We start from the raw sequence: 24,659 nt of genomic DNA, 5'->3' as shown, positions 1-24,659 counted from the left end.
TTAGTAAAATATTTTATTTAAAAAAAATCGCGGTCGAATTATTAATTATTTGAGGAAATTAATTGATAATGTTGGCGTTCTAATTGCTCTTTGAATAACTCTAAAGATTGCGATTTTTGCAACTTCTTCATTTCCCAGGTAAAAGCAGTGCTTAAAATAATGCTCAAATCGTTGTATCGAGGCTGCCAGCCTAAAATTTGACGCAGGCGATCGCCACAGGCAATCACACAAGCAGGATCTCCTTCACGTCTTTCTGCTTCAACAACGTGAAAATCTATACTAGATATTTTCTTTAACTCGTTTATGACTTCGCAGACGCTGTAACCCTGTCCGTAACCACAGTTAAAAATTTGACTATCGCCGTCTGCTTCTAAATAACGTAAAGCATCGATATGTGCCGCAGCTAAATCTTCAACGTGAATGTAGTCGCGAATACCAGTACCATCGGGTGTGTCGAAATCCGTACCAAAGATACTAACCGCAGGACGAAGTCCTAAAGCTGCATCGCAAGCCATTCTAATCAGGTGGCTGGCTTTAGGCGAAGATTGACCGATTCTACCTGCTAAATCTGCACCAGCCACATTAAAGTAACGTAAAATGACATATTTAAAATCGGAACTCAATCCATAGTCGCGAATCATGCATTCGCTCATTAATTTAGAGCGACCATAAGGATTAATTGGTTCTGTCGCACAAGCTTCACTAACTGGGTTTTCTTGTGGTTCTCCATAAACAGCAGCAGTGCTGGAAAAGACAAGTTTATTAACTCCAAATTTTTGACAGCAGTGCAATAAATTCAGAGTATTTCTAGTGTTATTAGCATAATAAGCTAGAGGATTGGCAACAGATTCTGGTACGGAAATGCTAGCAGCAAAATGCAAAACAGCATCAAATTTATGTTGGCTGAATACTGTTTCCAAAGTCTGTATATCGTTTAAATCTCCTACAATTAGATTGCCGTGTAAAACCGCTTCGACAGAACCAGTAGAAAGATTATCATAAACCACTACGTCATAACCAGCTTCACCTAATTGCCGTACTGCGTGAGAACCGATATAACCAGCACCACCAGTAACTAAAACTTTTCTTTTCATAGAATTTATTTAAGAGTTTTTATATATTTCAATTGCTAGTTTGTCTCAAAAAAAGAGCAATTACATCAAGATACAATAAATTCTTAATCAAGAAATGGAAAAGCAACTATTACCGCTACGCAAAAGTCAAAAGTTAAAAATCAAAAGTTTTACAAAACGAGGCTTTTAAGTTTTTAAAACGGTTGCTTTACTTATACCTTAGTCTAATAGTTAAAAATAAAATGTATTTTACAGTAAAATCTTTGCTCAAGTTTTATAAAAATATTAGATAGTTTTATACAATATTCAAACTATATTTGTAAATTAGTAAATAAACTATTCTGTTAAAGCCATACAATCGTTGTCAGCTTAATGAAACAAGCTTTTATTTTCGATATACTTACTGCTTTTTGGACAGTCACGATTTTCTTCATTTTGTTTTGTTGGCTGCCAATTAAAACTTCTTTGAGCGATGAGCGAGAGTTTTGCGCAAGCCAGATAGTGGGAATTTGGTCGCGTACGATGCTAGTTGCGATCGCAGGAGTTTTGGGTTTGAGTTTTTTACATCTGTTGAATTGGCTAACCCTCACCTTACTGTACTGCTGCTTTTTGTTTTCAAACTATTTAGAGAGTCACGGTAGGCGTTCTCAAGAATACGCTCTACGAGTCGGACAAAAATGGTTGCTTGGCTTAATAGATGTTTTAGATAGTGGAATATCGTTTGAGACAATAAAAAAAACCGCAAGCAAAAGCTGGCAGTCAGTTAAATATGGTGCTAACAATGCTCTTGAAGCTGTAGCACGCCAGGGAATGTTAGTTGTTTTATCGATCGCAGTAGTTTTGAGCTTTGCTTGTTTATTACGCTGGCAGTATCCGCTACTAGAGCTTCGCTTCAGCCATCCCGATAGCTATGGCTCTCTACTAACAACTCGTCAAATTCTTTCAGGTTATTATCCTGACACCGCTCGCTTGCCCGTATTTCCAACTATAGCAGCAGCAATTTCTTTATTAGGTTCGATTGAGCCAATGCAGGTGATTCGCTTTTTAGGAGCGATTTTAGGAATTTTAATGGTGCTAAGTCTTGGCTATTGTCTGCGTGTTATGGCTAAAAATACCTATGCTACTTTGGTAGCTATGTTTGCCCTGGGTGCATATCTTTTTACCTGGGAACTGACAATACCAGAAGCATTTCCAGAATCGATCGCCTCATGGGGAATGGCAATTATTGAAACTCTTAACGCATCTCAAATTCGTCAGTGGACTGGCAGCGAATTAGAACTAGGAGTAATTTTTGTCTTACTTAGCATAGGGTATTACTTTAATACTGCTAAAAGACACAGGCGAAAAGCAATTTTTTGGCTTAATCTCTTATGTGCTTTGCTTTTGGTAGCTCTAACCTCACCAATATTACTCGTTTTGGCGATCGCTGCTTCTATTGGGCTTATTGGCGGACGTAGACTGGCATTGACAGCAGTTTCGATCGCCTGGGTAGTGTTAGGTGTATTAGCTGCAATACCTCAAGGAGAATTTAGCTGGGCAAAAAATTTTTTGTTGACCCTACCCGTAGGATTTAGTTTGTTAATAGGATTATTATTTTTGGCGATCGCAGAATCGGTAAGTTTTATATTAGGTAAATGGTCAGAGCAATTTTGTTTGGCATTAGCTTGTGCTTTAGCCGTCAATTTTTTACTACCATTGCCACCCAAATGCACCTATCTAGAATACGAGATTACCGCTCGTAAAAGTTTAGAGTTAACTCAGTTTTTTCCTCGTCAAAGCTGGACTTTAGTAGGTCCTGCCGAGCAACTAGCCGAAATTTATGGCTCTGGCTGGTACGAAGACTTAGCTCAGTTTGTCGAGAAATACTCCTCAAAAGCAGAACAAGCAGAATTTAACTTTCCTATTTCTGGCGAACATCTATTTATTTATGTTGAAAAAGTTCCTTTTGTTACTTTTGCTACCGAACCAGAAATTCTTCCTAACTCTATTTTGAGCGATCGCACCTATCGTTACTATCGTTCTTCAGCAGGGCGAGCTAGCCTCGAATATGAAGCCTTACAAATGTGCGAAGCCTACCGACACAACCATCCTCAAAGCGAGATTTATTATGAAAATGAAGAACTAAGAATCTATCATTTCGTGGCTTGAAAGCTAGAAAAAGACAAGCAAGCGTCCAAATTGGTTGACTTTTAAGACGGTATTCCAACAAAATCTGCCCAAACCACTCAATTTAAAGTTGACAGACTACTATATGCAGTACTCAACAAAACCAAGATGTACCTCTCCTAACCGAGAATTGCTATATATTAATTTAACTAGACTCTATTCAATTAAAGTTGGCTTTAAGTAAATGTACATTAGTGTCGTCATTCCTACTTACAACCGTCTGCCCATACTCAAAAAATGTCTGTTAGCCTTAGAAAAACAGAAAATCGATTGCCGTTTTATTAGCAATTATGAAGTAGTTTTGGTAGATGATGGTTCGACAGACGAAACTTTAGCATGGATTGACGAACATCAACAGCAACTACCTCATGTTAGAGTTTACCGCCAACAGCATCAAGGCGCGGCAGCAGCTAGAAATTTGGGAGTACAAAATGCAGTAGGTGATACTATTATTTTTATCGATAGCGATTTAGTTGTTACCGAAAAGTTTTTACAGGCACACGTTAATGCTCTAACTACAGAAACACAAAAACTCGGCAGCGATCGCGTTTTTACCTATGGTTGGGTAATTAATACTAATAATTTCGATAATCCTACCTCCGAACCATACAAAATTACCGATTTTTCCGCAGCTTATTTTGCTACGGGTAATGTAGCGATCGCCAAAAAATGGCTAGAAAAAGCAGGACTGTTCGATACTGGTTTTCAGCTTTATGGTTGGGAAGATTTAGAATTAGGAGTGCGCCTCAAAAAACTCAATTTAAAATTAATTAAGTGTCCCGAAGCCGTAGGTTATCATTGGCATCCTGCTTTTAACCTGGAGCAGATTCCCAACTCGATCGAAAAAGAAATTCAGCGCGGCAGAATGGGAGTTTTGTTCTATCAAAAACATCCTACTTTTGCCGTCAAAATGATGATTCAAATGACCCTATTACATCGTCTGCTGTGGGGCATACTCTCGCTAGAAGGTAAACTCAACGAGAAAACCCTCAAACCTCTATTACAGTGGTTGATAGACCGTGATTCACCCCAACTTGCAGAACAAGTAGCACGAATTTTTCTCAACTGGTATAACGTACGTGAAGTCTATGCCGCACAGCGAGAAATCGAAACTGGCAATAGCTAATTTGGCTTTGACTTTTTTTGGCAAATCCTAATTAACGAACATGATGTTGCCTCAAATGGTCGCCCAAAAAATTGCGATCCCAATCATTTTTTAAATCTCTAAAGGAAGAATGAATATGGTTAGCTTCTACATCATCGCTTACTAAACCAAAGGTATTTGATTGGAGTAGCTCGATTAGATAACGATCGCTTTGAATGCGAAAATATAGTTCCCCATGTTCGTCATGGCGATCGCCGTACCACCAGACGCGAGAATCAGCGATTGACTGTTTCAAGGCATATTCATCAATTTTTTCTGAGTTAGCCTGAATTTGCCAGAACTCGTCAACAAAATCCCAAAGTAAACGTTGCTGTAAGGGGGTTAATTCTGCCACTGGAATGCCTGGTTTTTCCCCGTCTAAATAACTAGCTGCATCTAAGGGAACGGCAGTCCCGCCTAACAGATCGACATCAGGGAGAACCGACCAAGCTCCTCTGGCGATCGCTCGTTGGTCTAAAGATTGTAAAAATGAGCGAGCTAGCCAGGCTTCGCGATGAAGTAACTGTTGCCCTTCTTCGTTGTGCCATTGGCTATATTCTCCTGCTTCTGGTGTGGGACTTTGGGGAACAATTGTAGGACTAGATCCAAAAAACATGGGCATTGCGTTAATTTGCGGTCGTACGCCAGAACCATTAAAGGTAAGATTTAGACTCAGATGATGCCCTTCAAAGCGAATTCCCCAGGGATTTGCTGACAATGGCTCGGTAGCTGCGACGGGTTCTCCAAAAATAGCGACGTAATAATCAGAACTTCTACGATAGGGTGGTGGTGTCCAATCTGAAACTAAAGGACTACCGATAACTGGATGTTTTTTGGGATCGGCGCGATAGGCATCCTCCATTTCCTGAAGTAGTCCTTCACGATTCATCGTTTGAATTGCTCTAGAATAACCCGCACTGCTATAGCTTTTCATCAATACATTATTTAAAGCAATTTTTTGCTTGGCATTAAGTTGTGACAATCGCAGACCGACATTATCTTCCGCACATCTTGCCAGTACATAGCAAAAGCCTCTAGTTCGATAGGGATGCTCGAAAGGTAAAACAACGGAAGCTCGCTGCCGATCGTCTAATAATGCCAGAAAATTTTGGATTGCCGTTACTACTTCTTGATAGCGTACCGATTCAATAGATCCAGATAATTCTGAATCGAAGGCGATAAGATCGTTTTGAGAATTGCCGTGAGTCTTTACTTGAGAGAAAAAACGGCGCTCGCTTAAAGGGTTTAAACCCTCAATACTTTGTGCATCACTAACCCTTTCAACCACTAAAACTGAAGTTATTAAACAAATAAAAGTAGTCAACTGAGAAAATAAAAAAAACTTCATTTTGTAGCTAGTTCTTTTTTAAGATAAATTTGCGTTGCAAACAAATGGACAAGGCAATTGTTTTTAACACAACATGTCCTGTTACATACAACATTTTACGACTCTGCAATAACTCATACTATTTCAGTTTTCAAATTTTAAAAAAGTAAGCTCTTTTTTTGAAAAAATATTATTTTTGGCAAAGTATTATTAATAGGATTTTCCGTAAGAACGCGATACTTAAATTTTTTTTGAAGCAACATTTTATTTGACTTGTGTCAATTTTAATGATAACTATTAGCAAACATTTATTTACATTCTTTGATTCTATTTTTTCAAATGCTAGTTAGTTTTTCTTTACATAGGCGTTTTGTGTTTAGTAAGGTATACCTGTTTAGTGATTTTTCAGACAATAAAAATAAATAACTATGGCTAAATACATTATGTGGGGTAGCTATTGCGAAAACGCTATAGAAAAACGTTCTCCATTTCGTGAAGAACATCTTGCAGGACTTGCGGCTCAAAAAGAAAAAGGATTGCTGATTACTATAGGTCCAACTAAAGACAATACCAGGGTATTTGGTATCTATGAAGCGGAGGCAAAAGCGCTCGTCAGCCAGCTAGTCGAATCCGATCCCTACTGGCAAAATGGTATTTGGACAGAATATGAGATAAAGGAATGGATTCAGGCTTTCTAAGCTATCGCTAACTAAAATCTAGAAGCAGTCGGAGAAACATCTGCATACTGCCAAGTAGATTCAAACTGCTGGCGTACTGTTTTGGCTTCTGATTCTTTTCCTTGTGCTTGAAGACTCTGCATTAGTCCGTATAGCGACCAGCCATTATCGGGATAAATTGCCAGATCTTCACGGTAGATTCGTTCTGCTGCTGCGGGATGATTGGCAGCTAATAAAACTGCACCCAAATACTGTCTGGTGGGAGTAGACCAATCGGCTGGTTCGTCATAATTAAGCGCATCTTCTAGTTGAACTGCTCGACGTAAATGCGCGATCGCTCCTTTAAAGTCTCCTTGTTTGGCGGCTAGTTCTCCAGTAAGCACTTGTGTAGCGACTTGCAAAATACTTTGAGTAGTATTGATATCCCAAATAGTTACTCGTTCTAGTTCTGGGTCGTTAGCCAAGGTAGTAAGCTGCTGTAGCTCTTGTTGCGCTTTTGTTAATTTACCTTTAGCTATGTAAGCCAACCCTCTAGCATAATGCCAAACTCCTGTAGGATATTTTAAGTCGGCTGCTGGTTGGGGTGTGGCGAGAATTTCGTTCCATTTGCCAAACCGAGTCAGAGTATAGAGCGGCACCGAATAGAAGTGTTGTAATGTTCCCATACCTGGTTCGCGCATCGTTTGCGGTTCGACCATTGCTGCTACATCTTTTCCCGCACTCATGGCTAGCTGACTATTACCTTCTAAAGTAGCAGCAAACCAAAGAAAGTGATGGTTGTGGGGCATATAGGCTAAGGGATAAATCCCTTGTGCATGGCACTGAGTAACATAGTCTTTATCTGCGGCGATCGCTTTTTGGTTGGCAACTGCCGCATCATGATACCTTCCTACGCGAATATAAATATGAGAGGGCATGTGTACTAAATGTCCCGAACCTGGAACCAAATTACTCAAGCGGTCGGCAGCGGCGATCGCTTTTTCGGGATGAACGGCTTCTACTGCATGAATGTAAAAATGATTGGCTCCTGGATGATTGGGGTGGCGTTGTAAAACTGATTCTAGAGTAGCGATAACTTCTTGAGTTTCTGGCTTGGGTTCTTTATTTTCCGTCCAATAGTCCCAAGGCATAGTATTCATTAAAGCTTCGGCAAAAAGAGTAGCCGCATCCAAATCTTCTGGATATCGCTCGGATACTTGGCGCATAGCATCGGCATAGGCGCGATCGAGATTGCTACGGTCTTCTACAGGTAGCTCGCTATAGCGTTGGGATAAAGCTTCAATATATGCTCGTTCGTGCTGGTTAGTATTTTTAGATAATTTCAAAGCTTGTCGAACAGCCCCATAAGATTCGGCAACATTGTCATCTTCCATCTGGGCATTAATATTCGATCCCAAGACATAAGCCAAACCCCAATGGCACATGGCACAATCGGCATCGAGTTCGATCGCCTGGCGAAAAGAACGAGCGGCTTCGGCATGGTTAAAACCATAGGCTAAAATTAATCCCTGGTCGAAATAACGCTGTGCTTGGCTCGATTTGGTTTTAATTGCATGGTGATGGTTTCCCATACCAGTAAACAGCGGTGCCTTTGTCTGGGATAAATCATTTGATGTCCAACCAGACAAACTAAAAGTAGTGGTAAAAAATAGACTGAGAATAAAAATTTGCCAACGTTTCATAGTGTTTATCTTTATCTTTCTTGTTTATGAATCTAATTTATGAAGCGATCGAGAATAAGTAGGGAAATTCAACAATGAGCAATGAACAATGAACAATGAGCAATGAACAATAAACATTTCAATTTTTGCTCATTAATAAAAAAACATTTGAGATCTGGCGATCGCTTTAGCTCTCATAACCGAGAGCGAATAAAACTTTTCTTATTTTGTAATAGTACGAACGACTTTATCTCTAGTTTTTCCCGATTGATTTCTAACTTGATAGTTAGTTAAAGAGAATTTGAATCGAGCTAAGAAAAATGATGCAGCTTAAATATCGCGGTACTAACTATCAGACAAATTACGGCAATTCCCTTGCCAACTGTCATTTAGATATTAAGCTCGATAGCTATCAACCTAAACGCAAACTTACCTATCGGGGACGTAAATATCAATCTGGTCACGACTATAAACCGAATAGCGAGAGACAACCTCTAGTTATCAAGGAGTATTGTCTCCGCGAGAATTGCCATAGCGATCGACTGATTCTACTCGAACAACCCAAGCAAACTTTAACTCATTCCAAACTCGATTTGTTTACCTATCGAGGCATTGCTTACATCAAGCATTATTAGCCGTCTGTTCTGCATTTGCTGTTCCCTGCTTTTTGAAAGCAGCCAGTTTTGAGGTTAAGTAATTATGAAAACTCAGTGGCAAAAACTAATTTACAAAATCTTGTTTTGGCTTTTAGTAGAAGCTATTTTAAATTTAATTGGAATCGATGATTTAGCCAATTACAGCGAATTTTTATTGATGCCAAAAGCTACTACCGAGTTTAACCGCTTTATTGCAGCTCGATCGATATCAGTGTCAAAATATTCTAAACTAAAACGATATCGATACAACACAGTTTAGATTTCAATCAAAGTTCTAGATCGCGATCTTTAACCTGCTTGTGAACAAAATAGTAAAATTTTATCGCAACCTTACTTTACAAGATATTCTTACCATTCCTTTCTTACTTCAAATATCTTTGGTAGTAGGACTTGTTGGTTATTTTTCCTTTCGTAACGGACAGCTAGCGGTTAATGGCATAGCTTCTAAATTGAGAAACGAAGTAACTCTCAATGTAGAACAGCATCTGCAAAATTACTTGGAAAAACCCCAGTTAATTGTCAAACTCAACCAAAAAGCAGCAAAACTCGGACAATTATCCTGGAAAAATTTGTCGGTCATCGAAACTAATTTTTGGCATCAAATCGAAATTTTTGATTCGGTTTACGCCATATATTTTGGCAACGAAGCAGGAAAATTTGCCTACGTTAAAAGATCTGCTGATGGTAATTTTATCGCCGAACCTGTAGAAACCCCTCCTCAACGACAAACTTATCTCTTAGATGCTAATGGTCGCCGTAGTCGTAAATTAGAGCAAACGACTTACGATCCTCGGGTTCGTCCCTGGTACATAAAAACTATTGAAAGCGATCGCAATAACTGGAGTGAAATTTATACTTTTGCTGGCGGCGAACTAGGTATTACTGCCGCAGGAAAACTATACGACTCACAAGGAGCATTTCAAGGAATTTTAGGAGTCGATCTAATTCTCACTCGTATTGGTGATTTTCTCAAAACTATTGAAATAGGTAACAACGGACAGGTTTTTATTCTAGAGCGTAATGGTTGTTTGGTGGCTACTTCTACTGCCGAAGCACCATTTATTTTTGACGAAACCAAGCAAGAAGAACGGCGACTCCCTGGAGTCGAGAGCAAAAATCCTTTTACTCAAGCCACCTCTAAATTTTTAATCCAGCACTTTGGCAATTTGCAGGCGATTGATGAAACCACCCAACTAGACTTTCAGTTTGATGGCGATCGCCAATTGGTACAAATTTTACCCTATCGCGATCGCTTGGGATTGGATTGGTTAATTGTGGTAGTAGTGCCAGAAGACGACTTTCTGGCAGAAATAAACGCCAATGTGCGTAATACAATTTTGTTATGTCTGATAGCTTTGATAGTCGCAGCAACTATTAGTATCTATACTTCTCGTAAAATTGCTCGTCCCATTACTCACCTAAGTCAGGTAAGCACTATTATTACAAAAAGTGCGCGGTTGAAAAATACTGGAACTGGCTTGTATCCGACAATTAAAGCTAGAAACATCAAAGAATTAGAAGTGCTGGCACAGTCGTTTAACGAGATGGTAACTCAGCTTAAGACGGCTTTTAAAGATTTGGAAAAAACTAACGAAGAACTAGAATTTCGCGTCGAACAGCGAACGGCGGCTTTAATGGCGGCTAAAGAAGCGGCTGATGCGGCTAATCAGGCTAAAAGCCAATTTCTGGCGCACATGAGCCATGAATTGAGAACTCCCCTTCATGCCATTCTCGGTTTTACGCAGATGTCGTTACGAGATTCTGCACTAAAACCCCAACAGCGAGAAAATTTACTAACTGTCAAGCGCAGTGGAGAACATCTACTGGCTTTAATTAATGATGTTTTGGAAATGTCCAAAATAGAAGCAGGAAAAATTATAGTTCGCGAACAACCCTTCGATCTGTATTTATTATTGGAAAATTTAGCCAAAATGTTTGAGTTACAGGCACAGGCAAAAAATTTAGAGCTAGTATTCGATTTAGCTGCTGGTGTTCCCCAGTATGTTCGCAGCGATCCCACCAAACTTCGGCAAGTTTTAATTAATCTTCTCGGTAATGCAGTTAAATTTACTCAAACTGGCAGTATAGCTTTAAGAGTCAAACTAATACACTTTAAAACTGCTTCTATTGATGCAGTAAAGCGTTCTACTGCTAAGAGCAATCCTGCTACAACCGAACGGTTATTTGATAAATCTGCAAATAAAATAGCTGAAGACTGCCGAGTGATAGTTGGTTCTAACAAACAGCAATTGTCAGCGATCGCTTTTGAAGTTGAGGATACTGGCTGTGGAATACCTCCTTCCGAACTAGATTCGGTCTTTGTGCCTTTTATTCAAAAGCAACAGCTAGATGATAGCGGTGGAACGGGTTTGGGTTTGGCGATCGGGCAGCAATTCGTGCGCTTGTTGGGTGGAGAAATCACCGTAACTAGTAAAGTTCGCCAGGGATCTAAGTTTCAATTTCAAATTCCAATTACGATAGTCGAGTGTAAAGATTTAACCGCATTGTCTACTACTCGTCAGTTTGAAACTAGTGCTAGCAACTCCTCAGAAAAAAATAGTCATCGAGATCGAGCTTTTAAATCTGTTCCACCAGCGATCGACATTACTACAATTGCCAAAATGCCCTCTGAATGGATCTTGCAACTTCATCGAGCGGCTGTTGAAGTGGATGCCGACTCTATTCTTCAGCTTATCGAACAGATTCCTGCCCGCAATCGTGCTTTGGCTTTAGGGCTTAAAAATATGTTAAAAAACTTTGAATACGATGAAATTATCGAACTAACTCAGGTAGGCGATCGCCCTTCTAATATTGATAGTGATTAACAAATCACTGTTTACGATGCTTTTGGTCACTGTTTAACAAATTTTTTAGTCTGTTGATGTTTATGTCTAACAGATATTTTTTGCTTATCTGGGTAATTTAATAAGCGATCGCCAGTTTTTCTACTTTACATCAGCAGATAGGGAATATGCCACAGCTTTGGAAATTGACCGAGGGACAACAGCCATTCGTTGCCGTAGCACTCCACGACGGACATCGAGTACGCCCTGAAGTAGACGAATTATTGGCACTCGATTGGGAACAGCGCAAACGAGAAGAAGATCCTTTTACGGCTGCCTGGACGGATATTGCCGAAACGCGACTGGTTGTTTTGAGATCGCGCTTTGAATTGGATCTCAATCGCCCTCGCGAGCGGGCTATTTATCTCAAACCTGAAGATGCCTGGGGGTTAGAGGTTTGGCAACAGCAACCCCCCCAGGATGTAATCAAACGTTCTCTAGCAGAGTACGATGCTTTTTATGATACTGTAGGAAAAATTTGTCGAAAACTAGAGCAACGCTACGGACGCTTTGTAATTTACGATCTACATACCTACAATCACTATCGTCAAGGACATGACGCTCCTGCCGCAGACGAGCTATACAACCCAGAAATTAATTTAGGGACTGGAAGTCTCAACCGAGAATACTGGCAACCTGTAGTTGAAGGTTTTATTAACGATATGCGCCGCTTTGACTTTCTCGGCAGACAATTAGATGTTCGAGAAAACATTAAGTTTACTGGGGGGCATTTTTCCCAATGGGTTCATGCCCATTTTCCTCGTTCTGCCTGCGTGCTATCTATTGAAGTCAAAAAATTTTTTATGTGCGAATGGACACACCAGCCAGACTTAGTCAAGATGGAAGCCGTACATCAGGCATTGCGATCGACCGTACCAGGAGTGCTAGGAGAGTTGCAGTTATTGAACAAGCGATCGGCATAAAACTGCGGCTATCCGTCTATTCGTTGTTTGGCTCTGACTAAGAAAGTCTCTAGGCTTAAAAAAAAAGTAATAGGTAATAAGTGTCTTAATCCAAGTGCGTATTGCTTGCTACTTGCCACTTGCTACTCGCTACTTTACTTAAGCGAAGCGGTACTAGCAACTTCAGTTTTAGCCAGTTCTTCCAATTCTGGATTTACTTGATGCAGATGACTTTCTAAAATTTCCAGGTTACGGATATTAGATTTAAAGTAGGCATCAAATATATCGCCAAACAAAGGAACAGTACCAACCAAAGCTTCTAAACCAATATTCCAGAGCATTTTGTTGATTTTCTCTCCAGGTAAACCAAAACGAGTTGCTAAAAAGAGAAGATAGAGAGAAAAAGCGGCGGTAATCAAGTCTCCGCCACCAGGAATCAAACCTAAAATTGGATCTAGACCAATACGAAACTTAGTACCAGGAATACCGATTGCCGTATCCAACAAACGAGCAAGACGGCGAATTTTTTTTAGTGTGGCTATCTGTTTGATTGTATCAGTCGTTTTCATTTGGCAATCGTTATTTTCTCGCAGTATATCTACAAAAATAGGCGACAAACGTACCAAAAACATCTATATAGAGTTCGATTTTTAAGGCGATCGCTCGAATATTGACTGGCAAAATAGATTTAAACTTATTTGTTAAAAACTCAAATAAAAAACAGAGGAGCATTGTAACCAATGCCCCGCAATCAATTTAACAACTTAAGCTAATGCTGCTGCTGCTGCTTTGACTCCAGCTTTGGGATCGAAGTTATCTGCACCCAATTCGATTACAGTTGCTTCTAGGCAGGAAATAGCCGTTAGTAAGTCGCGATCGCTGACAAAACCCAAGTGTCCGATACGGAAAATTTTACCTTTGAGATGGTCTTGTCCTCCTGCTAGAGCGATATCGTATTTTTTCCTGATATTAACTCTAATTTTTTCGGCATCAATGGGAGCGGGTTCGATCGCCGTGACTGCCGTACTAGCAGCGTTGTCGGGGGCAAATAGCTTTAATCCCATTGCCTTAGCAGCAGCGCGACTGGCTTTAGTCAAACGCTGATGACGAGCAAAAATGTTTTCTAAACCTTCACGCTGCATCATCTGTAAGGCGGTTTGTAAACCGTACATTAAGTTGACGGGTGGGGTAAACGGCGAACTGTCTTTAGCATTGGCTTTTTTATATTTACCCAAGTCCATATAGAAACGCGGGTATTTACTATTTTCATAAGCCGCCCAGGCTTTATCGCTCACGCAGACGAAACCCAATCCAGGAGGAATCATATAGCCTTTTTGCGAACCAGAAGCCACGACATCTAAACCCCAATCATCGATGGGAATGTTGTATGCACCCAAACTAGTAACGGCATCGACAATAATTAACGCTTCGCCGTGTGCCTTAACGTGCTTGTTGATAGTTTCGAGGTCGTTTAAAACTCCTGTAGAGGTTTCAGAGTGAGTGATAATAACCGCTTTAATTTCTTTATTAGTATCGGCTTCTAATTTAGTACGAAATTCTTCGGTATCTAAAGGCTGTCCCCATTCTGCGCTAATGCGTTCGGTTTTCATGCCAAAAGCTTCGGCGATTTGCGCCCAGCGATCGCCAAATTTACCATTAACCCCTACTAAAACGCGATCGCCAGGAGACAAGAAATTAATCATTCCTGCTTCCATCGCGCCCGTACCCGATACGGTAAGGGATAAAACTTCATTTTTAGTTTGATGCAGCCATTTTAAACCCTGGTTGATTTCGGCAATAACTTTGCTAAAATCACCGCTACGGTGTCCGATAGGATGTTTGGCTAAAGAGAGTAAGACTTTCTCTGGTACTGGAGTAGGACCAGGAATCATCAGCATGTGTTTGTCTTCCATGAGTCGTAAATAATCTAAATTTCCGATTGGCAGGTAGTTATCTTATCTTATATGAACTACTCATTCCATTGCGCATTAGATTCGCGCCGACTCGCAATTAAATAAAAAAACTTCTTTTATAAACAAAAAAAAGTAACATTATTCTATTATTTATCTTCGGCGTTCGAGTTTGAATAAGGCAGCATCAATTTTCTGAAGATAAACTTTATCGTTAATAGTTTCTGGAGATAGTCTTTGTTTTTCGATCGCACTTCTTACTAAAGTTTCGGCATCGATTTGCCCTAAGCGAGCTTTTTGAACAAAACTACCACCACTGGGAATTCCATTTTCAATAAAGTAACCTTGATAAGCTTTAAAAGTCAGATCGATAGGAGCAATTTCATTAGCCATAACAGGCATAGCAGCGTTAGATAAAACTAAAAATGCGATCGCTGGCAAACTAAATTTTGACATAGTATTATTGATTTATATTAGAACTTAATTATTTTATTGTTGTTTAAAAATACCATTAAACATTAATAAAAATAAATCAGATCTTTTAAAATTAATCATATTTTTAACTAAATGTTTCTATTTATTAAACATTAAATTGAAATTTATAAAAGTAAACCTCTCTGATTTTTCTTCACCAATGGACAATTTTTTATTCAAAGTGCGGTCGTTGTTCATTGATAAGTTAACAAGTAAATAAAAATTACTGTTTTTTTTCTACAAAATACCGTCGATACAATTCACAACCTGCGATCGCCTGGTTGCCCAACTGCTTAATTACACCCATGCTGCTTAATTTGTGAATCAGACTTGGAGCTAAGGAAACGGGTTGGTTGGCATTCAATACCAAATCGAGAGCCTGTGCTAATGTAGGCTGTTGTTCTAAAGTCACCCAGTGGCGTTGCAAGTGATGAATATAAATTTCGATTGCAGCAGGGTCGGTTGCTAATATTTGCGACAGAGTTATCTCATTGCGACTCAAATGATAGAGAGCCAGGTTTACTAAGGCTGGATGTCCCTCAATGATAGACATTAATTGTCTGGCTTTTTTCCCATCAGTCCAGTCAAGTCCGTAGCGTCGGGCTAACTGCCGTACTTCATCTAACTTAAAGTCCTCTAACTGAACTGGTAATCCTACATTAAAAGGTGACTGGTTGAGTTGCAGGGGAACGTAAATTTCAGTCGAGTGAACCACTATCAGACGCAGCTTTTGCCAGACAGGCAGTCTTTTGGCTTCTTCGTACCAGGAACGCAACAAAGGCAGAAAATCTCTTGCTACTTGAGGATACTCGAAAATTTGATGAACCTCATCTAATGCCAAAACCAGAGGAGCGTCTATTGACTCTAATATATAGTCTTGAAAGTAAAGAGTAGAGCTGATTTTACTGCCTAGATCCTCATCCCAATAATCATTTAGTTTTGGTTTAAACTGAAGCAGGCGAGCAGTATTAGCACATAACCAGCGCAAAAATTGATTTAAATCGCTTAAAATTGCTCGATCGACTTGCTCTAAATTCAAGCTGACGGTACGGTATCCCAAACGGCTGGCATAGTCAAGCGTTCTTAACAGTAGTGAGGTTTTGCCCATTTCTTTAGGAGCTTTAATCCTAATCAAAGCTCCTGGTTTTTTTATCTCTTGATAAACCTGTTCCTCAAGTGGAAAGCGTTCCAGGTAAAAAGGAGAGTCAAGGGGAACTGAGCCACTAGGATAGCCAGGACTATCGCGATCGATATTTGGTAAGTCTTCTACTGTGTCTTTGTTTATAGAACTTGTTTCTGAAGCTACTTCGGTAGTAACGTAAGACTCCAGTATTGCCCGACAGTTTTTTTTGGTTATTCGTTGACCGATAAGTTCGGAAAGCTTTTGATACAATTCAGGAGCGACAACTGTAGTAAAATAACCAGGACTATAGCCTGCCTCCATAGCAATTTGATTGTAGGTTTGATATTTCCAAATTCCCTGCAAAATCAAAATTTCTGTAGAACTAAGAGGGCGATTTTGAGTCTCGATTAACTGGCGGTCTACCACCTCGAAAAGACAATTAAGATTCATAGAGATTAAAGGCTTATTCTGTTGTTTTATACCAATAAAGCTTGACAATACGTCCGAGTTACGATCGCCTGTTTATAAGTTTTAATATGAGTTATGAGCTAAATTTTAAAAATTTTTGGGTATTTAATCAAACTAATATTCGAGTTGAAAAAATACTGTTTGAGCACTTTATTGTTTAACGTTTGGCAGCGATGGGTAAAAATTCATATTTAAAAATACTATTGTCTTGTGGTTGAATTTTTACCAACTCAATTGCTTTAAGGCGATCGCCCGAAGGTAAAAAGCGAACTCGATCGCAGGCACCCAAAGCAGAAAAATCAGGATTTGCAAGTACTTTTTGGATACCAATACGTGTGGGACTGCGAGCGATGCCTTCGGCTATGCTATCGCCAATCGCAGTTATAAATGCCTGAGTGGCATCATAAGCCATAGCGGTGCGCCAGTTGACTTCTCCTCCCCAAAGTTTTTTAGAAACCACAGCAAACTTGGCATTTGGTTCGGCTTTTATATGCCAGGGAATTGCCAGCACCATGTTTTCACCCCTCGCTCCTGCAACCTGCAAAGTTTTAGGAGTATAAATATCATCGCCACCAAGCATATCGAGCCGATTGCGATTAACCTGAACTACCTGTAGAGCTTTATCTAAAGTACCAGAGTCGGCAGCTAACATAATTACTTCTGCTCCGCCGTTCATAGCTTGTTTAAAGCTATTTGCCGCACTAAAGTTGGCTTCGGATAAGTCAAAAGTGTGTGTTACTCGTCCGCCATTGAGAGCAACGGCGGTTATAAATTCCGATTTAAGAGATTCACTATAGTTACTTTGAGAAGTATAGTATACTGCTACCTGTTTTCGATTTAGTTTTTCGAGCATATATTCTGCTAGAGATCTAGCAGCAAGGTAGTCGCTAGGTACAGTCCGAAAGAAATAGGGACTGAGCTCGGACAGTTTGACTGAAGTGCTAACAGGTGAAATAGCTACTAGTCGAGCCGATTGATAAATTTTGGTAGTGGCTAGAGTTACGTCGCTGGCATAGTGACCGATTACGCCTAAAATATTTAGATCTTGGCTTAGGATTTTGGCTAACTGTCGAGCTATCTCTGGGTCGTTACCATCATCGATAATTTGAATTTCAAGAGGAATATTGGCAATTCCACCCGTTTGATTGACTGAATTTTGCGCTTGAGCGACACCTCGAAGAATTTCTTGTGCGGCGTTGACATCGCTACTAATAGGTACAGAAACAGCAATACTGTAAGCTTTTTGATTGCCGATTCGAGCGTTATTTAAATAAATGAGGGTTTCTGGATCGTTAGGTAAGGTGTCGAGAGATGCCGAAAACAAAGCTGTGGCTTTTTTGAAGTTACCTCGCTCGAAGGCAGTGACAGCTAACTCTTTTTCGAGTGTTATTGCCTGAGTAATTAAAACCTTTTCTCCCTGACTAAAACGATTGGATAATTGGGAATTTTGCCGCACAAAACTTTGCGAATTGGTAACGGAAGAGGCAATAGTTAAATCGCGGTTTTTTAATCCCCAAAAGCTGCCCAACAAAATAGCTGCTATTAAAGGAACAAACATCCAAAGTTTAAAGTTAAAAGAGCGAGTTTTGTTAGTTTTATTTTTTGAAAGCTGTGGCACTACCGTTTGAGTTCTTTGCGGCGTAGAATGCACGATTGACGCTTTTTGAAGACGTTTGATAACTTCAGTAGCATTATCGAAGCGATCGCGAGGCTGGGGAGCCAGCATAGTAGTCAGTATCGATTCAAGTTTGGGACTTACATTAACTTCCTCTTGCCAATACCAGAGATAACTATTGGGTTCGATTAACTGTTGTGGTTCTTTACCCGTCAATAGCACTACTACTGTAGCAGCCAAAGCATACAAATCGCTGTGAGCGAAGACAATGCCACGTTCTATCTGTTCTGGTGGAGCATATCCATTTTTGCCGATTACCGTTCCCATCAAAGATAGAGAATCATTAGAGTTAATTGCCTTAATCAATTGAAATTGTGCTTTGTTTTCTACCTCTTTAATACTGCCAAAATCAATTAGCATCGGCAGTTTATCTACGCTACGTAAAATTATGTTGTCAGGGGAAATATCGCGATGAATCATTCCCATTGCATGTATATATTCTAAAATAGGCAGAGTTTGACTGAGTAACCAGGTTATTTCGGCTTCACTCAACTTTCTTCTTTCTCTGGCGTATTGATTGAAAAGCTCGTGATAGGTTTGACCTTCGACATAGTCTTGCACCAACAACAAGTAATCTTTATGTTCGTGTTTGTAGCGAAATAATTCACGAAATCTAGGAATTTGCCGATGCTGTAAACGATAGAGAACTCCTGCTTCGCGCTCGAATAGTTCTTGTGCTTTAGAAAGTGCAAAAGAACCTTGTAGTTGAGGTGCAAACTGTTTGAGAACGCAGGGTTCGTCAAAGCGATTGATATCTTCTGCCAAATACGTACGACCAAATCCCCCGTGTCCCAACTGACGCAAAACTCGATAGCGAGAGTTTAAAATATCACCCGAACGAAATAGAGTATCCATATCTGTTATTTGTCCTATGAGTCCCATGTTTTATTATCTGTAAGTAGTAAGAGCCTTCAATTTTGAACGTTGCATCATCATCAGATGGTTTAGATTGACTTGGGGATGGGAGGTCTGAGGGATAGCTATACAAGACGTGAAATTTCTTCGTCTTCCCTGCTACCCGTTTCCCAGTTATCCAGCAACCATGCAACGCTCAGTTTTAAAAGCAATCGCACCAGGCAAACGAGTACAGAATCAGTAGCTGACAAGATATAAAAGGGCGATAACAGCTTACAATTTTACTCTTATCTCAATCTTCACTTTTGTCTGCTACTTAGATTCAATATTAGTTTTACTCTTGGTATCTCAAGCTCATACAATTTGTAGTCAGACTCATAGAAAAACTCATAATTATCGCGATCGATTAAAAAAGCGATCGCAAACTCTAAATATTAGACTGATTTGTAAAAAGTTTGGGGATTAAATGGTGGGGAACTATAATATCTTTCTTGTCTTTGACTGCTATTAACTTACGTGAAGAAGATAAATCGCCAAACTCTGAATGAATGCAGTTGCGACCAAAATCATAGGCTTTACCAATAGGATTCCCTGCTCCCAAAGCACTATAAAACCCAGCACTAAAAGCGATCGCGCTACGGTCTAAAATTGGCTGTGGCATCCCTACGACAAAGTTAATGTGTTTGGCAATTGCTTCGGCTTGCACCTGAGTGTAACAAGCATTAAGCAAGACGCACTCTATTTGCTGACTAAAATGACGAAACAGATCTGCCAAAGTATTTGTACTCGCTAAATAAAGTTGTCCCCAGTTATTTTCTAAGACTAAACCTAGCTCTCCTTCTCCATGTCCGCAAAAATGAACGATTCTCGGTTTTACTTCTAGTAGTGCCGTTTGTAAATCTTGCGGGCGAACGGCTAATCTAGTTTCGATCTCAAAGCAAACGGACGAGCTTTTAATTATTTCGCTTAAGTTACGAATCTCCTGGTTTAATCCTAAAGATGTTGTTCTCTGTAAATTGGAAGCTAAAATCAAAACTTTGGTTTTCATATACAGTATTTATCGGTCGAATGAGATTAAACAATCTCATTAAGCTTCAACTACAACCCTTCCTACTGGTTTGGCGATACAGGTAAAAAGTTGTCCCGCTTCACAACCAGGGTCGTCATCATAACTAACCTCTCCTTCTAACAGGGGCAGTTTGCAGGCTCCACAAGCCCCCATGCGACAGCCAAAGGGAAGCTCAATTCCTTCTCTTTCAGCGGTTTCGAGAACGGTGTCTTCAGAATCGCAGGAAATTTCTTTACCTAATTTGCTAAAGACTACAACAGTAGATTCGGTTTTAGCTGTATTTACAGAGACAATATTTTCTTGCTTCTTAATAGCAGACTTGAAAGAACTCTCTCTGTCAGAAAATTTTTGACTACCTACTAGCTCAGACTCGTTTTTAGTGGCAAAAGACTTTTTCGGACTGCTAAAGCTCTCTTCATAGTAATTTTCCATCGGGAAACCAAAGGTTTTGAATATGGTTTTAACTCTCTCCATAAAAGGATTGGAACCGCAGACATAAACTAACCGCTCTTGATAGTCGGGAGCGATCGCTTGCAGCATCAATTCAGTGAGTCTGCCTTTGTATCCCTGCCAAGCTCGACCTGGTTCGGAGCGAGTTGTAGTCACTGCTAACTTAAAATTGGGATACCGCGCCGCCATCGATTCCAGTTCGTACTGAAAGATAACATTGCGAGGACTGCGGGCGCTGTGAATAAAGCCAAGATCAACATCGGGTTTGGTATCGCAAAGCCAGCGCAACATCGACATCATCGGGGTAATACCGCTACCAGCCGAAATAAATAGCAGTTTTTGAGCTTCCTTATCTACACAGGTAAAATTTCCCATCGGTGCTTTTAATTTAACCTGAGAGCCAACGGAAATGTTATCGTGCAGCCAGTTAGAAACTAGTCCTGGTGGAGCATCAACTGCATCAGTTGGTGGTGGAACTCGCTTGACGGTAATTTCCAAAATATGGGGACGCGAAGGAGTTGAAGAAATGGAATAAGAACGCAACACTTTTTTACCTGCAATTTCTAAAACCAGGGTGACAAACTGTCCTGGTTTATAAGCAAACAATATTGACGGTTCGGCAACAAAACGAAAAGTTTTGACATCGTGAGTTTCGGCGATCGCTTGAATACAGCGAACGGTAAGCTCTCCCGAATTCCACTGATGAGGTGGTTTAGAAAGCTCTTTGTCTGCTGCTGCTGGCTGATGTTGCAAGCTGTTTTCTTCATCCATCCGAGCGATGGTCAGCACAAACCCACCGATGCGAAGCAAATTATTTGGCTTCAAAGGATACACCTGTTTGTGTTCGACTTCCCGACCGTCAATTTGAGATCCATCGGTACTACCAAAGTCGGTAAAGAAACACTGTCCATCTTGATACCAGATGCGACCGTGAATACGACTCACTTCCGCACTATCGAGAACTAAATCGCAACTGGGATGTCTGCCAAGTAGGCAATTTTGGTTTCCAGTTGCTGTTGTTAATAGTTGCTCTTTGTATTCACCAGTTTCGGCATTTAGTGCTTTAATTTTGAACGTGGGTGGCGGCAAAATTTTTGTAGCTATAACTGCCCGCTCTACTAATAATGCCGTGCTTATGCTATTAGTTGTTGACATAAACATCTCCTTAATTTGAACTAAAATATAAGTTTTTAAGCGATACTTTTTGTTCGGTCGATCTGTTGCCGTTTTTAGTCGATTTTGTCTTCAACTTTTCTAATTTTTGTAGGTACGTCCTGGGAGTAACCCTTTGGTCTTTTATGGCGATCGCCTTTTACTTGAGTTAATGCACGATACAAATAGCTTGTCTGAATTGGTTTGGCTAGATTCCCACTTTGTTTGTTTCTGAGAGCCTTAAACTTTGTTTTAGCCAAACTAAGCTCGGAGTTTTTAGAGGAAACTGGATTTATAAGTTTTGGGTTTTCCTGAATGATTTCTGTCAACAGGCGATCGTGTTCTTCATCCCGAAGCTGTAGCTTGTCGCGGAGTTGCTGGAGCGCTTCTTTACTCACATCAGGCTCGAAACGCTTTTCTGATAATGCTTCTGTTAATATTCCCTTGTAAACCCGATCGCGGTCTTGTCGTGTAGCTTTAGGCAATACAGTTGCTAAAACGTATAGCTCATCTGAATTTAATTCGTCTAGGGAACGTCTTTCTAAAAACTGTGAGAAGTCAAAAGATAGTTTTTTTAGTTGACGGCGTAATTTATTAGCCAGGCTTTCTTTACTGTATTGTTCGTAACTACGCCCCCAGGTTCGATATAGCCAAATAGTGCTGACTAAGACGATCGCGGCATTAAATGTTAGTTGAACCAACAAAGGTAGGCGCAAAATTTCTGGTCGCCCGCCATAGACAAAAAAAGCGTTGAAAGCAATAAAAGTGCAAAGAGTAAAAACTCGATGTAAAACCTGTTGACGATTTATATGGGGATCGCGCTTTCTAAAGTAAGAAAACAGTATTTTTTCAAACTTGCTACCAATTAGGCAACATATTCCTACAGAAAAAGCTAGAGTTAGAGGAACTGCAACTAGTTTGGGAATGGCGATCGCTCGCTCGAAAAGATAAAAACCAGGCTTAAAAAGCGTTGCTAGCTGATTCTCTTCATGAGTCCAAACACCAGAAAAATAATAATTAAAATTACCCGCATATAAGTAATAGTAAAAGAAATAACCGCTTACAAGCCCTAAATAACCGTATTGCAACAATTTACGCCCAGGCTTGGCTAGATACTCCCAATAAGTTCTCTCGGCATCAATATCCAAACAAGGTGATTTACAACTGATACAGGCACTAGTTTCCTTGCTGGTATTGCTATCTATAGTGCGACACATAGACTGAGTTATGCTTCTAGGGGGAGCTTGATGAGCCTGACTCCCTAACAGTCCTCTAGGTCCTGTAAACACCATTTGCACCATGCCAAAAGGACAAACATAATGACACCAACTTCGCCCCCCGTAAAGCCAAACTATGGTTATAGCGGCAAGAATAGTAAAGACTAGAAAAAAACCAAAAACCAGACAGGCTGAATTAATAAACAGAATCCGACAATTCAAACCAATAAACAGTAGGGCAAACTGTACGTATATATGATTGCGAACCAGCCAACTATTTTTAGAAATATTTAATCTAGGCTCTAGTCCCAAAGTGCGGGGAATTTGAGAAAGAAAATAAAGCGGACAAATACGCCGCCAAGTTTCGTGACCGAATACAAAGACGATCGCGATCGCACAGGGAACTATCATACCCCAAAAAAACCTGGTTCCCATCGGATAAGGCGTTTCAGAGAGACACTCACCTTGTACTCTAACGCAACTATCGGGCAGCTTGGCAAGACTAATAATGCGATCGCGAAAAGGACTGAGCGAGTTGTTGGGATCGCTGAGATGGTGTGAAATCGGATCGTAAAATAAGGAAAAAATGAGAAGTAGCCAACCAATTACCAGCACCCATCTAATAATGTGCATTTTTGATTCGGAAACTCGATTTAACATTGGAGTCGCACCTACTGAGCTTGATGAGTAAATAATTAAATCAAAAGTATAATTAGGTATATAATTGTTACGATTATTTTTGGTTTTTTTAGCAGCAAACAAATTTATCGAGCATTTTTTGTTTAACTCAACCAAGTAAGAATTTTACTGCCACACAGAATAAACATACTTATCGGTCGCAAAACAGTAAAGTTTTTTATATTTAATAAAACGGCTTTAGAGCTATTAATTTTAAATTCAGGTTACATCAAGATCGCTGATTTTTTCATATAAATTTAGCCATAGTTATCGAAAACTTTTGGTTATTACATTATTTTTTCTATTGCTCACATGAAACGAATGCTTCTCGATCTATGCAAATCGCTATAATTTTCCTCTATTTATGGAATTTAAACTTACAGCAATTTTTAGTTGGATGAGGTACACTTTGGATTAGTCAAGCACTAGGCACTAGGCACTAGGCACCAGGGGGTCAGCGATTCTCGTTTGGTCTACTTTTGTACTTAATTAATATGAAAATTGCTGTAATTATCGCTTTTCTCTAAAATTTATTGGCAATTTAATTTTTGCAAATAAATAAGGTTTTTGATTGCTATACCTTTTTTAAAAATAAATGAGGTAAATTATTGTATTTGCTAGAGGTATTTGTCTCCATAGCAACACTTACAGAAGTTTTGCTATTTCTAGCGTAAACAGTACTTACATACCTAACGCCACGATATTTTAAGTGATGATAAGCTTGGGGCAAAAGCTGTTCTTCATGAGATTTTCTCAGCCAAAAACGGCTTCTGTATTTACCCCCTATGTTACTTACAGTTATGCGAATAGGAGATAAATTTACTTCATAACTATTACCTAAAAAAGTTAATTTCATATTGGATGTTCTCCCTCCTAAAGTTTGTTTGCTCGTCTTTCGCATTTAATATTAATTGGCGAGAGGGACAGTAATGCTCATAAAACTCATTCGAGAACTCATAAAAAAGCTCATACATAACAATTCTCGGTTTATTGAAATACTTTGGGTTCTTAAAAGGCAACAGGCAACAGGCAATGGAAGTTTTTTGAGATTTAAAAGTGAGGAAGGGTGAAGCCGTTCGCAACAAGTTTATTAAAGGTTTTACCTATTTATTCCTACAAATGTACTAATATCTCTATCT

Annotated in this window: 18 protein-coding genes; 6 read left to right on the top strand and 12 right to left on the bottom strand. The window is 39.7% G+C overall.

What is annotated here, in order from left to right:
- Positions 1 to 41: 41 nt before the first annotated feature.
- A complete protein-coding gene (gene galE, locus KV40_RS15405) occupies positions 42 to 1,094 on the bottom strand; it encodes a UDP-glucose 4-epimerase GalE (RefSeq protein WP_081942867.1) in 1,053 nt (350 codons plus the stop codon).
- A gap of 351 nt (positions 1,095 to 1,445) precedes the next feature.
- Between galE and KV40_RS15400 the strand changes: the two genes are divergently transcribed.
- Both KV40_RS15400 and KV40_RS15395 read left to right on the top strand, forming a co-directional pair.
- Positions 1,446 to 3,221, top strand: coding sequence for a hypothetical protein (locus tag KV40_RS15400; protein WP_036483228.1), 1,776 nt, complete (start codon positions 1,446 to 1,448; stop codon positions 3,219 to 3,221).
- Between the two features lie 202 nt (positions 3,222 to 3,423).
- Positions 3,424 to 4,365: a glycosyltransferase family 2 protein gene (locus KV40_RS15395; RefSeq protein ID WP_036483227.1), complete on the top strand. Its 942-nt coding sequence runs from the start codon at positions 3,424 to 3,426 to the stop codon at positions 4,363 to 4,365.
- A 31-nt stretch (positions 4,366 to 4,396) separates the two neighbouring features.
- On the opposite strand, the gene KV40_RS15390 is transcribed toward KV40_RS15395, so the two are convergent.
- The gene (locus KV40_RS15390; RefSeq protein ID WP_036483225.1) at positions 4,397 to 5,731 is read right to left on the bottom strand and encodes a DUF3500 domain-containing protein; all 1,335 of its coding nucleotides are present in this window, start codon (positions 5,729 to 5,731) and stop codon (positions 4,397 to 4,399) included.
- A gap of 407 nt (positions 5,732 to 6,138) precedes the next feature.
- On the opposite strand from KV40_RS15390, the gene KV40_RS15385 reads away from it, so the two are divergent.
- Entirely contained in the window at positions 6,139 to 6,408 is a 270-nt protein-coding gene (locus KV40_RS15385; protein WP_036483224.1) for a YciI family protein, read from the top strand.
- An 11-nt stretch (positions 6,409 to 6,419) separates the two neighbouring features.
- Here KV40_RS15385 and KV40_RS15380 read toward each other — a convergent pair whose 3' ends face one another.
- Entirely contained in the window at positions 6,420 to 8,069 is a 1,650-nt protein-coding gene (locus tag KV40_RS15380; protein ID WP_036483222.1) for a hypothetical protein, read from the bottom strand.
- Between the two features lie 299 nt (positions 8,070 to 8,368).
- Here KV40_RS15380 and KV40_RS15375 point away from each other — a divergent pair, with 299 nt between their 5' ends.
- The 3 genes from KV40_RS15375 to KV40_RS15360 all read left to right on the top strand — a co-directional run bounded on the left by KV40_RS15375 (position 8,369) and on the right by KV40_RS15360 (position 12,470).
- The gene (locus KV40_RS15375) at positions 8,369 to 8,683 is read left to right on the top strand and encodes a DUF4278 domain-containing protein (RefSeq protein WP_036483220.1); all 315 of its coding nucleotides are present in this window, start codon (positions 8,369 to 8,371) and stop codon (positions 8,681 to 8,683) included.
- A 320-nt stretch (positions 8,684 to 9,003) separates the two neighbouring features.
- Entirely contained in the window at positions 9,004 to 11,529 is a 2,526-nt protein-coding gene (locus KV40_RS15365) for an ATP-binding protein (RefSeq protein WP_036483217.1), read from the top strand.
- Between the two features lie 146 nt (positions 11,530 to 11,675).
- Positions 11,676 to 12,470, top strand: a complete 795-nt coding sequence (locus tag KV40_RS15360) for an N-formylglutamate amidohydrolase (protein ID WP_036483214.1) — start codon at positions 11,676 to 11,678, stop codon at positions 12,468 to 12,470.
- Positions 12,471 to 12,604: 134 nt separating this feature from the next.
- On the opposite strand, the gene KV40_RS15355 is transcribed toward KV40_RS15360, so the two are convergent.
- From KV40_RS15355 to KV40_RS15315, 9 genes are all read right to left on the bottom strand, one after another.
- Entirely contained in the window at positions 12,605 to 13,018 is a 414-nt protein-coding gene (locus KV40_RS15355; protein WP_036483261.1) for a DUF4112 domain-containing protein, read from the bottom strand.
- 195 nt (positions 13,019 to 13,213) lie between these two features.
- Entirely contained in the window at positions 13,214 to 14,362 is a 1,149-nt protein-coding gene (locus KV40_RS15350; protein ID WP_036483211.1) for an alanine--glyoxylate aminotransferase family protein, read from the bottom strand.
- 150 nt (positions 14,363 to 14,512) lie between these two features.
- Positions 14,513 to 14,815, bottom strand: a complete 303-nt coding sequence (locus KV40_RS15345; protein WP_052055669.1) for a hypothetical protein — start codon at positions 14,813 to 14,815, stop codon at positions 14,513 to 14,515.
- A 241-nt stretch (positions 14,816 to 15,056) separates the two neighbouring features.
- Positions 15,057 to 16,406 carry an AAA-like domain-containing protein gene (locus KV40_RS15340; protein WP_036483209.1) on the bottom strand — a complete coding sequence of 450 codons (1,350 nt, stop codon included), beginning with the start codon at positions 16,404 to 16,406 and terminating at the stop codon, positions 15,057 to 15,059.
- A gap of 175 nt (positions 16,407 to 16,581) precedes the next feature.
- A complete protein-coding gene (locus tag KV40_RS35750) occupies positions 16,582 to 18,954 on the bottom strand; it encodes a bifunctional serine/threonine-protein kinase/ABC transporter substrate-binding protein (protein ID WP_216595621.1) in 2,373 nt (790 codons plus the stop codon).
- Between the two features lie 427 nt (positions 18,955 to 19,381).
- Positions 19,382 to 20,002, bottom strand: a complete 621-nt coding sequence (locus KV40_RS15330; protein WP_052055668.1) for a CHAT domain-containing protein — start codon at positions 20,000 to 20,002, stop codon at positions 19,382 to 19,384.
- Between the two features lie 39 nt (positions 20,003 to 20,041).
- The gene (locus KV40_RS15325) at positions 20,042 to 21,628 is read right to left on the bottom strand and encodes an FHA domain-containing protein (RefSeq protein ID WP_081942864.1); all 1,587 of its coding nucleotides are present in this window, start codon (positions 21,626 to 21,628) and stop codon (positions 20,042 to 20,044) included.
- 74 nt (positions 21,629 to 21,702) lie between these two features.
- Complete coding sequence (locus KV40_RS15320) at positions 21,703 to 23,502, bottom strand: 4Fe-4S binding protein (protein ID WP_081942868.1); 1,800 nt, start codon at positions 23,500 to 23,502, stop codon at positions 21,703 to 21,705.
- A gap of 592 nt (positions 23,503 to 24,094) precedes the next feature.
- Positions 24,095 to 24,376 carry a DUF4278 domain-containing protein gene (locus KV40_RS15315; RefSeq protein ID WP_036483207.1) on the bottom strand — a complete coding sequence of 94 codons (282 nt, stop codon included), beginning with the start codon at positions 24,374 to 24,376 and terminating at the stop codon, positions 24,095 to 24,097.
- Positions 24,377 to 24,659 lie beyond the last annotated feature (283 nt).

Origin of the sequence: Myxosarcina sp. GI1 (genome assembly GCF_000756305.1) — a bacterium.
Lineage (GTDB): Bacteria > Cyanobacteriota > Cyanobacteriia > Cyanobacteriales > Xenococcaceae > Myxosarcina.
Note: the sequence above shows the minus strand (reverse complement) of the source record. Positions and strands in the feature narration are given on the sequence as shown.

Excerpts from the sequence above, each read along its gene's own strand:
- KV40_RS35750 (WP_216595621.1), bottom strand. The coding sequence starts at position 18,954 with ATGGATACTCTATTTCGTTCGGGTGATATTTTAAACTCTCGCTATCGA.
- KV40_RS15340 (WP_036483209.1), bottom strand. The coding sequence starts at position 16,406 with ATGAATCTTAATTGTCTTTTCGAGGTGGTAGACCGCCAGTTAATCGAG.
- KV40_RS15375 (WP_036483220.1), top strand. The coding sequence starts at position 8,369 with ATGATGCAGCTTAAATATCGCGGTACTAACTATCAGACAAATTACGGC.
- KV40_RS15355 (WP_036483261.1), bottom strand. The coding sequence starts at position 13,018 with ATGAAAACGACTGATACAATCAAACAGATAGCCACACTAAAAAAAATT.
- KV40_RS15360 (WP_036483214.1), top strand. The coding sequence starts at position 11,676 with ATGCCACAGCTTTGGAAATTGACCGAGGGACAACAGCCATTCGTTGCC.
- KV40_RS15320 (WP_081942868.1), bottom strand. The coding sequence starts at position 23,502 with ATGTTAAATCGAGTTTCCGAATCAAAAATGCACATTATTAGATGGGTG.
- KV40_RS15395 (WP_036483227.1), top strand. The coding sequence starts at position 3,424 with ATGTACATTAGTGTCGTCATTCCTACTTACAACCGTCTGCCCATACTC.
- KV40_RS15350 (WP_036483211.1), bottom strand. The coding sequence starts at position 14,362 with ATGGAAGACAAACACATGCTGATGATTCCTGGTCCTACTCCAGTACCA.
- KV40_RS15385 (WP_036483224.1), top strand. The coding sequence starts at position 6,139 with ATGGCTAAATACATTATGTGGGGTAGCTATTGCGAAAACGCTATAGAA.
- KV40_RS15390 (WP_036483225.1), bottom strand. The coding sequence starts at position 5,731 with ATGAAGTTTTTTTTATTTTCTCAGTTGACTACTTTTATTTGTTTAATA.
- KV40_RS15380 (WP_036483222.1), bottom strand. The coding sequence starts at position 8,069 with ATGAAACGTTGGCAAATTTTTATTCTCAGTCTATTTTTTACCACTACT.
- KV40_RS15315 (WP_036483207.1), bottom strand. The coding sequence starts at position 24,376 with ATGAAATTAACTTTTTTAGGTAATAGTTATGAAGTAAATTTATCTCCT.
- KV40_RS15330 (WP_052055668.1), bottom strand. The coding sequence starts at position 20,002 with ATGAAAACCAAAGTTTTGATTTTAGCTTCCAATTTACAGAGAACAACA.
- KV40_RS15345 (WP_052055669.1), bottom strand. The coding sequence starts at position 14,815 with ATGTCAAAATTTAGTTTGCCAGCGATCGCATTTTTAGTTTTATCTAAC.
- galE (WP_081942867.1), bottom strand. The coding sequence starts at position 1,094 with ATGAAAAGAAAAGTTTTAGTTACTGGTGGTGCTGGTTATATCGGTTCT.
- KV40_RS15325 (WP_081942864.1), bottom strand. The coding sequence starts at position 21,628 with ATGTCAACAACTAATAGCATAAGCACGGCATTATTAGTAGAGCGGGCA.
- KV40_RS15400 (WP_036483228.1), top strand. The coding sequence starts at position 1,446 with ATGAAACAAGCTTTTATTTTCGATATACTTACTGCTTTTTGGACAGTC.